Origin of the sequence: Terribacillus saccharophilus (assembly GCF_046592595.1) — a bacterium.
Lineage (GTDB): Bacteria > Bacillota > Bacilli > Bacillales > Amphibacillaceae > Terribacillus > Terribacillus saccharophilus_C.
Map to the genome: position 1 here is coordinate 247656 of NZ_JAWVPF010000002.1, position 15247 is coordinate 262902.

10 protein-coding genes are annotated in these 15247 nt (G+C 41.0%); 5 read left to right on the forward strand and 5 right to left on the reverse strand.

All coding sequences use genetic code 11. The features are described 5' to 3' along the window. Position 1 precedes the first annotated feature (1 nt). Positions 2–2509, reverse strand: a complete 2508-nt coding sequence (locus SFC25_RS03715; RefSeq protein WP_411214206.1) for a heavy metal translocating P-type ATPase — start codon at positions 2507–2509, stop codon at positions 2–4. Here SFC25_RS03715 and SFC25_RS03720 point away from each other — a divergent pair. Further along, entirely contained in the window at positions 2418–2723 is a 306-nt protein-coding gene (locus SFC25_RS03720; protein ID WP_411214217.1) for a hypothetical protein, read from the forward strand. The genes SFC25_RS03715 and SFC25_RS03720 overlap by 92 nt on opposite strands. A 45-nt stretch (positions 2724–2768) precedes the next feature. Here the strand turns inward: SFC25_RS03720 and SFC25_RS03725 are convergent, their stop codons facing one another. Together SFC25_RS03725 and SFC25_RS03730 are read right to left on the reverse strand one after the other, a co-directional pair. Then, on the reverse strand, positions 2769–3134 hold the full coding sequence (locus SFC25_RS03725; protein ID WP_411213996.1) for an ArsR/SmtB family transcription factor: 366 nt from the start codon (positions 3132–3134) through the stop codon (positions 2769–2771). A gap of 300 nt (positions 3135–3434) precedes the next feature. Further along, entirely contained in the window at positions 3435–4793 is a 1359-nt protein-coding gene (locus SFC25_RS03730; RefSeq protein WP_411213997.1) for an amino acid permease, read from the reverse strand. Between the two features lie 584 nt (positions 4794–5377). On the opposite strand from SFC25_RS03730, the gene SFC25_RS03735 reads away from it, so the two are divergent. The 3 genes from SFC25_RS03735 (at position 5378) to nspC (ending at position 9780) form a co-directional block, all read left to right on the forward strand. Continuing rightward, entirely contained in the window at positions 5378–6514 is a 1137-nt protein-coding gene (locus SFC25_RS03735; protein ID WP_411213998.1) for an FAD-dependent oxidoreductase, read from the forward strand. Positions 6515–7418: 904 nt separating this feature from the next. Next, entirely contained in the window at positions 7419–8651 is a 1233-nt protein-coding gene (locus tag SFC25_RS03740; RefSeq protein ID WP_411213999.1) for a saccharopine dehydrogenase family protein, read from the forward strand. Position 8652: 1 nt separating this feature from the next. Further along, the gene (gene nspC, locus SFC25_RS03745; protein ID WP_411214000.1) at positions 8653–9780 is read left to right on the forward strand and encodes a carboxynorspermidine decarboxylase; all 1128 of its coding nucleotides are present in this window, start codon (positions 8653–8655) and stop codon (positions 9778–9780) included. Positions 9781–10453: 673 nt separating this feature from the next. Here the strand turns inward: nspC and SFC25_RS03750 are convergent. Together SFC25_RS03750 and SFC25_RS03755 are read right to left on the reverse strand one after the other, a co-directional pair. Then, on the reverse strand, positions 10454–11647 hold the full coding sequence (locus SFC25_RS03750) for an MFS transporter (RefSeq protein WP_411214001.1): 1194 nt from the start codon (positions 11645–11647) through the stop codon (positions 10454–10456). A gap of 192 nt (positions 11648–11839) precedes the next feature. Then, complete coding sequence (locus SFC25_RS03755; RefSeq protein ID WP_411214002.1) at positions 11840–13471, reverse strand: catalase; 1632 nt, start codon at positions 13469–13471, stop codon at positions 11840–11842. A gap of 348 nt (positions 13472–13819) precedes the next feature. Here SFC25_RS03755 and SFC25_RS03760 point away from each other — a divergent pair, with 348 nt between their 5' ends. Beyond that, entirely contained in the window at positions 13820–15211 is a 1392-nt protein-coding gene (locus SFC25_RS03760) for an aminotransferase-like domain-containing protein (RefSeq protein ID WP_411214003.1), read from the forward strand. The last annotated feature ends 36 nt before the right edge of the window (positions 15212–15247 follow it).

Below are 15247 nucleotides of genomic sequence, written 5' to 3' on the forward strand. Positions count from 1 at the left end.
GTTATTTTAGACTAAAAAGCCGTAAACTGTTCAAGATTACAAGCAGTGCTGCGCCTGTATCACTGAGAACAGCTATCCACAATGTCAACCAGCCTGGAAGGATTAGCACCAATGCTACCACCTTAATCAGGATCGAGAACCAGATATTTTGCTTGATGATGTTCAAAGCTTTCTTGCTAAGCTTCATTGTGAACGGGAGTTTTTCCAGATTATCAGCCATTAAGACAACATCAGCCGTTTCAATAGCTGTATCTGTTCCAGCTCCGCCCATCGCAATCCCTATATCTGCCGTGGCCAGTGCCGGTGCATCATTGATACCATCACCAACCATCGCTGTTTGATGCCCCTCTTGCTGCAGTTGCTTGATATACGATACTTTATCCTCTGGAAGCAGATTTGCAAAATAACGAGTAAGTTTAGATTTTTCTGCCATAAGCGCAGCAGTTTTATCATTATCACCGGTAAGCATGACCATTTCTTTCATGCCGGCTGTCTTCAATTGATCAATTGCTTTGATAGTAGTATGGCGGATTGTATCCTCCACACAGATGACACCTACGATTTCGGTATCGTTTCCGATGATAACGATTGTTTTTGCCTGCTCTTGCAGCTGTTCAATAGCTCCTGGAATATTTGTTACATTCAATTCTTCGAATAGGTTTCGGTTTCCAGCATAGTAGTTAATGCCGTCTATCGTGGCACGCACACCCTTGCCAGCAATGCTCTGGAAGTTTTCTCCTGTCAGTATACTGATTTGTTCTCTATCGGCATAATTTACAATTGATTTTGCTATTGGGTGGTTAGAATAAGCTTCCAAAGTTTTTGCGATCTGCAGCAACGATATTCTATCGCCTGCAAACACCTCGACATCGGTGACTTTTGGTTTACCTTCCGTAATTGTGCCGGTTTTGTCAAAGGCAATTGCGTTAATTTTACCGGCTTTTTCCAAGAAGGTTCCGCCTTTGATCAAAACGCCATTTTTAGCAGCATTCCCTATTGCTGAAACAATGGCTACTGGTGTTGAGATAACCAGTGCACATGGACAAGCAATAACTAATAGTTCTAGGCCCCGATAAAACCATTCGCCCCATGTGCCAAAATTCAACAGCGGCGGAGCTACCATAACAAGCAATGCTATAACAAATACAATGGGAGTATAAATACCTGCAAACTTATCAATGAAAGCTTGTGTTGGAGCTTGTTTACTTTGTGCTTCCTCTACCATTTCAATGATTTTTGCAATTATTGTATTTTCTACTAATTTGGTTACTTGAATCTCTAACGTGCCGTGTTCATTCACCGTACCAGCGAATACCCAATCTGCCACTGTTTTATCAACAGGTATCGATTCCCCTGTTATGCTGGCTTGGTTGACACTGGATTCCCCTTTGACAATCTCCCCGTCAAGCGGAATTCGATCCCCAGGCCGGACTACGATGATTTCAGCTAAAGTGACATCTTCTACAGGGACTTTACTTACGTCGTTTCCTCGTTTGACCCACGCTTCTGGAGGTGCTAGATCCACTAATTCTTTAATGGAATTACGCGTACGGTTCACCGATTTTGTTTGAAGTGCTGCCCCTAATGAAAAGAGCCAAACCACAAGAGCCCCTTCCAGCCATTCACCAATAATAGCTGCCCCTATAGCAGCAACAGACATGAGTACATTCATATCCAGCGATCGGCTCTTCACTGCATAATAAGCACTTTTTACAGGTTTACATCCACTGATAAACATTCCCGCTGCATAAAGCAAAGTGGAGATAAGCGACGGAGCATTCAAGAATGTAATGCCGTATCCTGCTGCAAGCAAAAGACCGGAAAATAAAACAGAAAGTGTACCGAAATCAATGGATTCTTTAGTTGCTCCTGCATCCTGGCGATTCCTCTTTGTAGCTAAAGATGCCGTATACCCTGCTTTTTTGACTTCTCGAATAATCATTTCCTTATCAGAAGTATGCTCAATGTTCATTTTACCTGTAGAGAAGTTGACTTCTACCCGTTCTACTTCAGGAATGGTTCGCAAGTGATTTTCTATTGTTTTCGCACATGCACCACAGTCCATTCCTCCTACGAGATATATTTCACCTTTATCCTTACGGGAATGAATTTGCTTTGCTCCATAACCTAGCTTTGAAACAATACGAGGTATTTCGCGTAATACATCTTCATCAGAAGTGGCGACCTTCATCTTGCCAGTACTGAATTGTACTTCTACCGATTGTACACCTTGAATGTTAGAAACCGACTTTTCAATCGTCTTTGCACATGCTCCACAATCCATACCAGAAACCGCGTATATTACCCAATTGGAAGGAGGATCCAGAACTGCTGGTTCCGATTCATCCTTATTGGAAGTAGTATGCCTGCAACTCTCATTAATTGAAGGACTACAGCAGGAAGTACTAACTGTTTCTTTGGATGAAACAGAAGAACAGCACGAGTCTGTGGTTCCCTTTTCGTTTAGATTACCGTTGCAGCATGATGATTCTTTCTTTTCAGTGGATATATTACAGCAATCAGAAGCATGTTCTTCTGTGTTAGAAGAACAGCATGACGCTGATGGGTCAGGTTCATCCGGTTCAGTGCTGCAACAGGATCCCTTTTCCCCTGCTTGGGTTGTAGATGTTGCTGACGCAACTGCTGTTCCGCTGGAGTTTAGTGATACTGTTGTCTGTTCAGAGGAGCTACAACAGCTTTGCACTTCATTATTGCTTTTTTGACAGCAAGATTTCTGTTTAGGCTCTTGCATAAGGCATTCTCCTTTTTTAAGACAATATTTTATCTCTGTTTAGGACCATTTTGGTCACTAGCTCGACAATGACATTGTCCTCTAATTTGTAGTAAACCGTTTTACCTTCTTTTCTTGTACTTGCAATTCCTGCTTTCTTTAAGGTACGAAGATGATGAGAGGTAGTAGCTACACTACAATCAATGATATTTGCCATATCACAAACACATAGTTCTTCCTCAATAGTTAAAGCACATACAATCTGCAGTCTCGTTTCATCCGCAACCGCTTTCAATACTTTTGCGACATCAACCGTATTTTGATCTGTCATCTGTTCTTTCACACGATTGACCTTATCTTCATGTATACAAGTAACCTGGCAGAGCGCTTTATCTGAAGTCATATAAAAACCTCTTTTATTAAAAAGTTTGTTTGAATGTATTGTAAAATAAACAAAACCAACAATCAAATATATATTTGAATATCATATGAGAAAAGAAGAAACTTGTTCCAATAAAAAACCGACTTATGTCAGTCCTTTCATTAGAATTGACACTAAAACACCAGCTGCCGGGTCTATCCGGCTTTATGAAAAATAGAATTAGAAGTGATACAAATAATCGCCCTTATAGCACCTAGCATATCGCCTTTCACGTGCAAGAACACAATAAAAATGCGTGTCCCTGCAAAGGACACGCACTACTCATTTCTTCTTCAGTTTAAACCCTATTACCAGTATCAGTACCCATATAGGCAATATAAATAGAGCCAAGCGATAATCCGGCATGAATCCTATGATGCCAAGTACCGCTGCCAGGAATAGAAGTACAACATAATTGGAGATAGGATAAAGCGGCAGCTTGAAGGATAAATTGCTAGCTGCTTCCTTTCCTATGCGCTTTCGAAATGCTAAATGGATGATAACAATCATACTCCAGTTGATGATACCTGCAACCGTTGCAGTTGCCATAACATAGCCGAACACCTTTTCCGGCATTAAGAAGTTGACAATAACAGCAATCCCTGCCATCCCGGAAGAGAGTAAAATGGCTGGTACTGGAGCACCTGTCCGTTTGCCAGTACGCTGCAGGAACTGTGGTGCGTTGCCTTGCTTCGCTAAGGCATGCAGCATGCGCCCATTGCTGTACAAGCTGCTGTTATGCGCCGACACAGCTGCAGTCAAAACAACAAGATTCAATATTCCAGCTGCTGCTGGTATACCGACGCCATCGAGTATTTGAACAAAGGGACTGCTTTCCCCGTCTATTTGATTCCAAGGGAAGATAGCTGTAATTACAATCATTGAACCAACATAGAAGATTAAGATGCGGTAAACAACTTGATTGATTGCTTTAGGAATCGTTTTCTTCGGTGTATCCACTTCACCCGCTGTTATCCCTACCAGCTCGACACCGCCAAAGCTGAACATAACAGGTACAAGTGCCAGAAGAACACCTATCATTCCGTTTGGCAGGAAGCCTCCTTCATCAAATAAATTGGAGAAACCAGTCGGTACACCATTATTGCCAAAACCAGTGAAGATGATTATCAAACCTAGAATTATCATGCCAATAATAGCTACCACTTTGATGAGAGCGAAATAAAACTCAAATTCCCCATAAAGCTTGACACTAAGTAAATTAATGCAAGTAATCAAGACAAGGAATCCGAATGCTGTGAGCCAGGACGGTACTTCCGGAAACCAATATTGGACGTATATGCCGACGACCGTCAACTCAGCCATCGTTACTGCCACATAATTGAACCAATAGTTCCATCCGGAAAAGAATCCGAAAAAGCCTCCTAAGTTCTCATATGCATAATAACTGATGGAACCAGAGTTTGGCGTATCAACTGAAAGCTCACCCAAAGCCCGCATGATAAAGAATATCATCAAGCCGCCTACCAGGTAAGCCAGCGGGATTGCCGGTCCTGCTAATCCAATGGAAGAAGCAGAACCATAAAATAAGCCGGTTCCAATTGCTCCGCCCAGTGCAATCATCTGCACATGGCGGTTTTTTAATCCTTTTTGTAAATCATTCGATCGTTTGTTTCTTTCCATAGACAATGCCCCTTGCTACCTATCTTTCCACGATGTTCAAATGGCTTGTTTCCAAAAAGATACTCAACTCCATCCAGAACTCTGCCACAACCGCAAATCAAAAAAGCAACTAACGTGGATGTTTCTTCTGATATAATAAAATAAAGTCATTGATAAACTTAAAACCTGTGTAAAGAAAGATCACTTATTACGTTTTTTATTTACCTTGTACTAGTGTAATCTTTTCTCCCCTTTAAAGTCTATAATAACCGCTTTAGAATTAAAATCACTTCCAGCTGACACCGTCATACGTACTATTCTAAATAACTTGCAACGAAATCTATACCTGCCGGATTTTTAATGACATCTGCCTTATCCGAACGAGGTAATTCTATAGCGATGTATGTATGAGTTTTTAATTTCATATACTCCAGTGACTATTTTAACGTCCTTATAACGAGATGTAAGTCATGCCAACAAATTGTAAGGTATTTGATAGCTGTTCAACTATTGCATCTGCTGCCATCTGTAATAGCCAGTACAAAACAAAAGAGTAATCAGCGCATCTTTCTGTGTGTGGTAAAGTAACTAGGAGGTGGACTTATTTGTCACAGACGATACTGATCATAGGCGGCGGGATTGCGGGGCTATGCGCCGCGATTACTTTACAGGAATTAGGAATGAAGGTTAAAGTATACGAAAAAAATAACGAGCCAACTATTACTGGAGCTGGGATCATTATTGCCCCGAATGCTTTGGAGGCCCTAAAGCCATACAATATTTCCGACGATATCATTCGTCAAGGTAATCCAAGTGACGGCTTCCATATATTATCTGATCGGGGCCGAACACTTACTCAGCTTTCAGTTCCTTCAGAGTATGGCAGTCTACATTCCCTCCATCGCAAAGATCTGCATCATATTCTTTTATCTGCGCTCCCTCCCGATACTGTAGAATGGGGAAAACGATTTGTACGAATTGATCAAAATGATAACCATGCGCGTGTTTCATTCAATGATGGAAGTCAAGCTGTTGGCGACTTGGTCGTCGCTGCGGATGGTATCCACTCCTACATTCGCACTCAGCTCCTTCAAAAAGATACGTATCGCTACGCCGGATATACCTGCTGGCGCGGCGTTATTTCAGCTGAAGATCTTCCTGGCTTATCTGATCGTTTTATCGAGACATGGGGAACGAAGGGCCGTTTTGGTATCGTTCCCCTGCCCAAAAACAAAGTCTATTGGTATGCTCTTATAAATGCCCGACAAAGTGATACCAGTATTGCGAATTACTCTGCAAAGGACCTGCATCGCCTGTTTCAGAATTATCATGATCCTATACCAACTCTGTTATCGAAAACGACGACACATGACATGATTCATCGTGATATCATCGATATAGAACCTATGGAACGCTTTTACTCGGGGCGAGTTGTTTTTATCGGCGATGCTGCCCATGCAATTACCCCTAATATGGGCCAGGGTGCTTGCCAAGCAATTGAGGACGCACGTATTTTGGCTGAGTGCATTAGGACACAAAGTAATCATCGGGAGGTATTCACAGATTACGATGCCAGACGAAGAAAAAGAATCATACAAATTTCCAATCAATCATGGAAGATTGGAAAAATGGCACAATCAGAGAGCTTCCTTTTCACAAGTGTCAGAGATCGCTTAATGAAGCATACTCCTAAGATGTTCTATCGCAAACAGGCACTGAGCTTGTACAAATTTCAGTTATAGGGCTGGAAGTACAATTTTATTTATTCACTGAAAAACTGGTAGAAACCAAAAATTTGTTTTTTTCTTGCCGTTGCATATAAACCCTCCTGTTTTATGTGTACGTGGTGAAACAGAAGGATCTCTTCGTGCTTGCTTCTCTCAGCCATAAAACAGATGCGGTATAAGTTTTTCGCATTTTCCGCTAATATAGCTCCCCCTTAACTCATAAATACTACTTGATAATATAAGCAACTTAGCGTATGACACGCTGATTGATAAGCGTTCTAACCACATTCCGTCTGTTTTTATGTCATGTTTGTAAAAAATATGATGAAATTTGTCTATTGCTATATGGAATATATGTGTTAGTATAATAGATGCGTTATTTGGAAAGCTGCTATTCAATAATATCTGGATCTTTCCAAGCAGATAATTTTGACCACTTCCCTATTAGGAGAAGTTTAAGGGCCATACGGACAGCCGGGTCAAATGCCGATTGGCAACTTTCGTTGCCCTATTGATTGAGTTAGAAGCTCAAATTTTATAAGTTGGTTACTTTACAACCAGTGCATATGCACATCAACTTGTGAAACGGTCAATAAGAGTGGTAAAAGTAATTATTTGCTATTAGACTCTGATCCTATTTGATATATTCTTGAATATTAAAAAGCTTTCTCGCGAAAGACTCCAATTAACTGGACTGCTTTTGTTCTGGAGTTACTATGCTATTTTAATATTGATAATTATATCTAAAGCAAGTGTGATGCGCGATTAGCGTTTCTGGCACTTGCTTTTTTGTTTTAAGGAAGCTGCATCTGAGTATTCTTTTCCTGAAAACGTGCAAGTGGCAACTGCTATTATCGCTTGGTTGTTTCAGTATTCTTCTTTGCTAGACAAAAATCTATCATAGATAGGAGATAAAAGAATGGGTAAAGCACTTATTATTGGCGCTGGCGGCGTAGCTTCAGTAGCTGTTCACAAAGCCGTTCAAAACAGCGAGGTATTTGAAGAGATTTGTATCGCAAGCCGTACAAAATCTAAATGTGATGAGTTAAAAGCAAAATTGGATGGCGGTAAAACAAAGATTACCACTGCGCAAGTGGATGCAGATAATGTAGATGAGCTAATTGCTCTAATCGAAGAAGTAAAACCGGATATTGTCATGAACTTAGCATTGCCGTATCAGGACTTGACAATCATGGATGCTTGTCTTGCAACAAAAACACACTATATGGACACAGCAAACTACGAGCCAGAGGATACAGCTAAATTTGAATACAAATGGCAGTGGGAATACCGCGAGCGTTTTGAAAAAGCAGGAATCACTGCTCTTTTAGGCAGCGGTTTTGATCCTGGTGTTACTGGTGTGTTCTCTGCATATGCACTAAAGCATTACTTTGATGAAATTGAATATATCGATATCCTTGACTGTAATGGCGGAGACCATGGCTATCCTTTTGCAACGAACTTCAATCCTGAAATCAATATCCGTGAGGTTTCTGCTAACGGAAGATATTGGGAAAATGGCGAATGGATCGAAACAGAACCAATGGAAATAAAGCGCGAGTATGACTTTGCTGAAGTTGGTAAAAAAGATATGTACTTGCTTTACCATGAAGAGCTTGAATCTCTTGCTGTAAATATCCCTGGTATCAAGCGCATTCGTTTCTTCATGACATTCGGCCAAAGCTACCTTACACACCTTAAAGCTCTTGAAAATGTCGGAATGACTTCCATCGAACCAATTGAATTCGAAGGAAAACAGATTATTCCACTCCAATTCCTAAAGGCTGTATTGCCAGATCCAGCAACACTTGGACCACGTACAGTTGGTAAAACAAACATTGGCTGTATCTTCAAAGGTAAAAAAGACGGCAAAGAAAAAACATATTATGTATACAATGTTTGTGACCACCAAGCATGCTACAGAGAAGTTGGTTCTCAAGCTGTCTCTTATACAACAGGTGTTCCTGCCATGATCGGAGCAGCTATGATCATGACTGGAAAATGGAACAAACCAGGCGTGTTTAATATTGAAGAATTCGATCCAGATCCATTCATGGAAGAGTTGAACAAATGGGGACTTCCATGGGTAGAAGATTTCAATCCAGTGCTTGTGGATGAGCCTGCAGCTAAAGATCAGGAGTCTGTTCGATAACATGCGGTTTGAAGAATTACCAACCCCTTGTTATGTAGTTGACGAAGGTCTCGTCGAAAATAATCTAAAAATCCTGAATGGTGTCATGCAGCGTACGGGAGCTAAAATTGTGTTGGCTCAAAAAGCTTTTTCCATGACAGCAATGTACCCTTTGATTGGAAAATATTTGAGCGGCACAACAGCGAGCGGCCTTTTCGAAGCTCGCCTGGGTTATGAGGAAATGGGCAAAGAAAATCATGTCTTTGCCCCTGCCTATCGCGAAGATGAAATCGACGAAATCATATCCATTTGTGATCATATTATCTTTAACTCCTTCTCACAACTGGAAAAATTCAAAGATAAGGCACTTCAGGCTGGCAGAAAAGTTGGCTTGCGCATTAATCCTGAATGTTCCACTCAAGATGGACATGAGATCTATGATCCATGTGCACCAGGTTCCAGATTCGGTGTGAAACAGGAAGATTTCGCTCCAGAATTGCTTGACGGTGTCTCAGGACTGCACTTCCATACCCTTTGTCAGCAGAATTCGGACGATTTAGAGACGACTCTCCATGCCGTGGAAGAAAAATTCGGTCAATGGCTGCCGCAAATGGAATGGATCAACTTTGGCGGCGGTCACCATATCACTAGAGAGGATTATGATATCCCTACTCTGGAAAAGTGCATTAAGAGAATGCAGGATAAGTACGATTTAGAAGTATATCTTGAGCCTGGAGAAGCCATTGCACTCAACGCAGGCTATCTCACAACATCTGTGCTTGATATTCATAAAAATGGTATTGAGATTGCCATTCTTGATACTTCAGCAACTTGTCATATGCCTGATGTATTGGAAATGCCATATCGCCCTCCTCTATTCGGTTCAGGCGAATCTGGCGAAAAGCCATTCACTTATCGACTTGGCGGGCAAACCTGCCTTACAGGTGATGTAATAGGAGATTATTCTTTCGATCAGCCATTAAAAAGCGGCGATAGATTAGTTTTCGGAGATATGGCTATTTATTCCATGGTGAAAACCAACACATTCAATGGTATGCCTTTACCTGCCATTGCGATAAAGGATAAAGATGGCGATTGCAAAGTTGTGCGTGAGTTTGGCTATCAAGACTTTAAGACAAGATTAGCTTAAATATATTTCGTTACTATGGATGCAGATATTGATAGGCCACACAGAAAGACCAAAAAATACCGGATTCTTCTAATAGAATCTTGTATTTTAATTTTATTAAAAGGTCCAACAGAAGTACTGTTTTAAAATCATCAGATAAGTCCATGACCATTTTTTTCTGTTGTCTGGTTCTCTTCCCACCATTAAAATGGTATAAAAATCCAACCTTTTCGTTTTATAAATGATGTATTATGTAATAAAGTGTGTTACAGTGGATACAATTCCGCATTATTGATGACTTTTTATTCATCAGAACTCCAAGAGTCACCTTTAATGGAAAGGGGAACTTATGCTGACCCATGACATTAAGAAGACGTTAGAGTTTCTGATTCATTATGAGGATGTTAATATCACACACACTTTTGATGAATATATACTCAGTTATGCTAAGTTGACCGGTGGATTTCGTATAGAAAATACTGCAACTGGTCTTATCAGTTTGTTCAACGATATTGAATCTTGTTCAGCTGCCTTACACGAAATCTTTAGTACCAAGGGTGTTTCATAACCTCTTCCTTTATAATATTTAGCAAGTAGTTTAAAAAAAGACGGACAACCTGATTTCGGGTTGTCCGTCTTTTTCGCCTTTTCTCAGATTATTTGTGTTGTACATAGCTTATACCGCTTATAAAATTTACAATTGTTCTTTATACTTTGGAAGAAAGAACGCAATTATGGCGCCAGCAAGCGGAAGGAAGGAAAGAATAGTGAACACCGTTGAAACGCCAAAAGCATCCGATATTCCTCCCATGAAAACAGAGCCGATTCCCCCTGCTCCAACTCCAAAACCAATCGCTAGTCCGGAAGCAAGTCCTATACTCTGGGGCAGCATACGCTGCATATATACGACACTCGCTGAGAATGATGACAGTACACTGAAGCCGAAGAACAACAGAACAATAACAGATAAAGCACCATGCACATGTGGAAATACAAGAGCAAACGGTGTAGCAATCAGCATAGAGAAGATAAGCAATTTTTTCGTACCAATCTTATCCGCCCATATTCCTCCCAAGTACGTGCCAAGCGCCCCTGCCCCAACAAAAACAAAGCTTAAAATTTCCGCTTGCTGTATAGAAAGAGAATCCATGAAAAATGGCAAAAAAACAACTACTCCAATTTGGCACCAGGATCTTAGAATGATGATAGATGAAAGCAAGCTGGCACCTAAGTAGTTATTTGCACCCTTTATCTGTTTGCTTGTTTTCTCAAGCTGGGAGATGACTAATTGTTCTTTTAACCAAGGTAATATTTGAACAGTTACAAATATAGATATAAATGCTATTGGTAAGAGCCAAAGAAGTCCTCGTACACCTGTATAGGTTATAAATACGGAAACAATTAATGGCCCAAATGCTTGTCCCGCATTTCCCCCAACTTGGAAAATCGCCTGGGCTAAGCTTTTCTTGGATCCCGATGCCAAATGCGTTCCTCTAGATGCTTCAGGATGGAATGCTCCAGAACCTAGTCCGGAAATTGATATAAATAATAGAAGCCAAGGCAATGATGGAGCAATTCCTGTCAAAGCCAGCCCCATTATCGAACAAAATACACCTGCCGGAAATAACCAAACGCGAGGCTTACGATCTGCAAACATTCCAAAAAGCGGCTGTGAAACAGATGAGGTCAAATAGGATAACAAAACAATTAAAGTGGACTGCGTATAATTTAAATCGAATGCATGCTTATATAGTATAACTAAAGCAGGCACCATTCCCGTTGTTACAAGATCATTTAAGAAGTGAGAACCACTAAAAGTAAAAACAGCCCGCCGATATAGGGGCTCTTGTTGATGAACAGAGGCTTGAGAAGCTTCCATTTGATGCACCTTCTTTTCTTATATAATCTCTCCTCCTCTTAATTTTAAATCATTCTAAAGAATATGTCACAAAATAATTAGATAAATAAAGGAATTCACTAAAAGTATAGTAAATTTCTATCATTTTATCCCACTCTTCCTGTAAAAAGCGCAAACAAAAAGGCTGTCACAATTGACAGCCTTTTTGAGCAGACTTATTTCTTAATACTCATCTGATTTGCGGCTATTTTCTACAGCTTCATCAGTAGCTTCGTTAGCAGCCAGTGAACCTTGACCGAATTTCGTCTGACCTGCTTCACGTCCTGGAAGCTTATCTTCTTCATTGTTTTCTTTGATTTCTTTCAGCTTCGCCTCAATGCCTTCCTTCACGCGACGGCCATATTCCTCATCAGCTTGTGTAAAGTGTTCCACCATGGCGTTTTGGATTGACTCATCACAAACAGCTAAAGCATTGGATAAGTTATTGATTAACTCATCTCGTTCCCAATCCTCAAGGTTGCGATACGTTTCCCCCGCTTGCCCGTAGTTATTCGGGCGATCAATCGGCGCGCTCATAGCTGCAGCATTATATGTTGGACGGTGCTGCGGACGTTCTCCTTTATCGGATTCCTGCAAACCGCCAAGCATAGATGGCTCATAATTGATATGTGGATTGTCTCCAGACTCTCTCGGATCACGGAAATCCATTTGTCCACGATGCTGGTTCGTATGAACGGTAGTTTTAGGTGCATTGACAGGCAATTTCAAGTAGTTTGCACCCACTCGATAACGCTGTGTATCAGAATAAGAGAAAGTTCGGCCCTGCAGCATTTTATCGTCAGAGAAGTCCATTCCATCGACAAGCACTCCTGTACCAAATGCTGCTTGTTCGATTTCTGCATGATAATCTACGGGGTTACGGTCCAAAACCATCTTTCCGACAGGGAGCCATGGGAATTTATCTTCAGGCCATAGCTTTGTATCATCAAGTGGATCAAAGTCAAGCTCCTCATGATAGTCATCTTCCATGATCTGGACGAATAGCTCCCATTCCGGGTAATCCCCTTGCTCTATTGCCTCATACAAATCTTGTGTTGCATGACTGGTGTTCTTTCCTTGAATGTAATCTGCTTCTTCTTGGGTCAAATTTCGGATGCCTTGCTTCGGTTCCCAGTGGTACTTCACCAGGACTGCTTCTCCCTTTTCATTTACCCATTTATAAGTGTTGACACCGGAACCTTGCATATGGCGATATGTTGCAGGTATGCCATATGGCGAGAATAAGAATGTAATCATATGTGTCGCCTCAGGCGTACGTGACACAAAGTCAAACATGCGCTGCGGATTAGGGACGTTTGACGCTGGATCAACTTTAAACGCATGAATCATATCCGGGAACTTCATCGCATCACGGATAAAGAAAATCTTCAGATTGTTACCAACCAAGTCCCAGTTTCCGTCTTCCGTATACATCTTCACTGCAAAACCACGAGGATCTCGAGCAGTTTCAGGAGAATCTTTTGCCCCTGCTACGGTAGAGAAACGAACCATCAATGGCGTTTTCTTACCTGCACCTGAAAAGACTTTTGCACGAGTATATTTTTCTACAGGCTCGTCCCCTACTTTTCCGTACGTTTCAAAATAACCAAACGCCCCAGCACCCCTTGCGTGTACAACCCGCTCTGGTACCTCTTCCCTGTCAAAATGGGAAATTTTCTCGATAAAATGATAATTCTCAAGTGTTGCCGGACCTCGGTCACCAATCGTACGGATATTTTGATTATCCGTTACAGGATGTCCCTGTCTTGTAGTTAAAGTTTTTCTTTCAACGTTCTTGTCTTTATTCTCAGCCAAATTGGTGTACCTCCTTAGATTATTCGAAATTATTCTAACATTCTAATTTCAAATCTTCAATTGTTATACTTGTTATTTAATAAAAAGTATTCAATTGTAATGATTCCAATAAGTCGATTCATCATTTTCTTTACTCGCGGAAATAATTCGAGCAAAATAAACTAATTGAATGTAATATTGTTAGCAGAATCAGTTTTCGGACCTATGGATTCCATTCCCGATCCTTCTGACCAGAAGTTATTATTAACGACATTACTTTTCCCGATTCTAAATAGAAATAAACGCTAAATATCAAGTTTTATCGGAGATTGATTAAAAAGTAAAAAATTTCAAAAGGATGTGTAAGTCATGCCGCCAATAAATTCTTTCGAGAACTATCCCATGAGCTGGAAACCCTCTATTGATAAAGCGAAAAAGCCTATATATAATGCGATATCAGATAAATTGGAGCAGGATATAATAGAAGGTGTTTTGTTGCCTGGAACCAAACTTCCTCCTCAAAGAGAACTTGCTGATTATTTGGATTTAAACGTAAGTACCATTTCAAAAGCTTTTAAAATTTGTGAATTAAAGGGATTGTTAAGCGCTTCTGTGGGTAGTGGAACATTTGTATCATATGATGCCTTGTCGAATGCTTATTTACTTGAAGATACAAAACCTGAGCACATGATTGAAATGGGTGCAACCCTGCCAGATGACGCGTCTTACGAGCCGCTGCTGCTTCAACTGAAAAGCATGCTTCAAGAGTCGGGATATGAAAAGTGGTTCGGTTATGGCCGGCCAGGCGAAAGCCTATGGCAAAAGGATGCAGCGGTTAAGCTGATTGGAAGAAGTGGATTTGAGACATCTGTCGAACATATTCTGTTTGCGAATGGCGGGCAGAATGCGATTGCCGCCGCACTGGCAAGCCTATGCAAACCTGGCGATCGTATCGGTGTTGACCTTCATACATACCCTGGCTTAAAAACAGTTGCTTCCATGCTTAGTGTACAAACTGTACCCATAAAATCAGAAAATTATGAGATGAGTCCAGAATCATTGGAATACGCTTGTAAAAACGAAAACATAAAAGGCATTTATTTGATTCCGGATTACCACAATCCTACCGCTTCCTTTCTATCTGTTGAAAAGCGAAAAAGGATTGCGGAAATTGCAAAGAAGCATAATCTGTTTGTTATAGAAGATGCATCGTATCATCTTCTTCACGAAAATCCGCTGCCCGCCCTTGCTTCGTTCGCTCCGGAACAAGTCATACACATTGCGAGCTTATCTAAATCATTGGCTCCAGGACTGCGACTGGCCTATGTAGCTGTACCAAGTCAGTTTAAGGAGCCAATCTCAAAAGCACTTTACAATTTGAATATAACCGTTTCCCCGCTGTTAGCAGAACTTACAGCCCGCACAATTGTATCCAATCAATTCGAAATGTTGATTCAAGGACACCGTGAGCAGACGATCCGCAGAAATCAAATCGCAAATAGGTATTTGAAGGACTACACCTGGTTAGGCGCAGATACAGGAATCTTTCGTTGGCTTGTATTACCCGGTACGATTACTGGTGCTGCGTTCGAAACATTAGCAGCACAACAAGGCGTGCAAGTGTACGCAGCTGACCGGTTTGTAGTCGGGAACAGTTCTCCTGAAAGAGCTGTAAGGGTTTCTGTCTGCGCACCGAAAACAATTGAAGAGCTAAAGCGAGGACTGGATATCCTTAGACAGCTGCTTGACAAGATAAAGTGAATTGTTCGCCATACAATTATCGTATTGTATGGCTTT

Coding starts and splice junctions, on each gene's coding strand:
- SFC25_RS03740 (WP_411213999.1), top strand. CDS start 7,419: ATGGGTAAAGCACTTATTATTGGCGCTGGCGGCGTAGCTTCAGTAGCT.
- nspC (WP_411214000.1), top strand. CDS start 8,653: ATGCGGTTTGAAGAATTACCAACCCCTTGTTATGTAGTTGACGAAGGT.
- SFC25_RS03760 (WP_411214003.1), top strand. CDS start 13,820: ATGCCGCCAATAAATTCTTTCGAGAACTATCCCATGAGCTGGAAACCC.
- SFC25_RS03725 (WP_411213996.1), bottom strand. CDS start 3,134: ATGACTTCAGATAAAGCGCTCTGCCAGGTTACTTGTATACATGAAGAT.
- SFC25_RS03730 (WP_411213997.1), bottom strand. CDS start 4,793: ATGGAAAGAAACAAACGATCGAATGATTTACAAAAAGGATTAAAAAAC.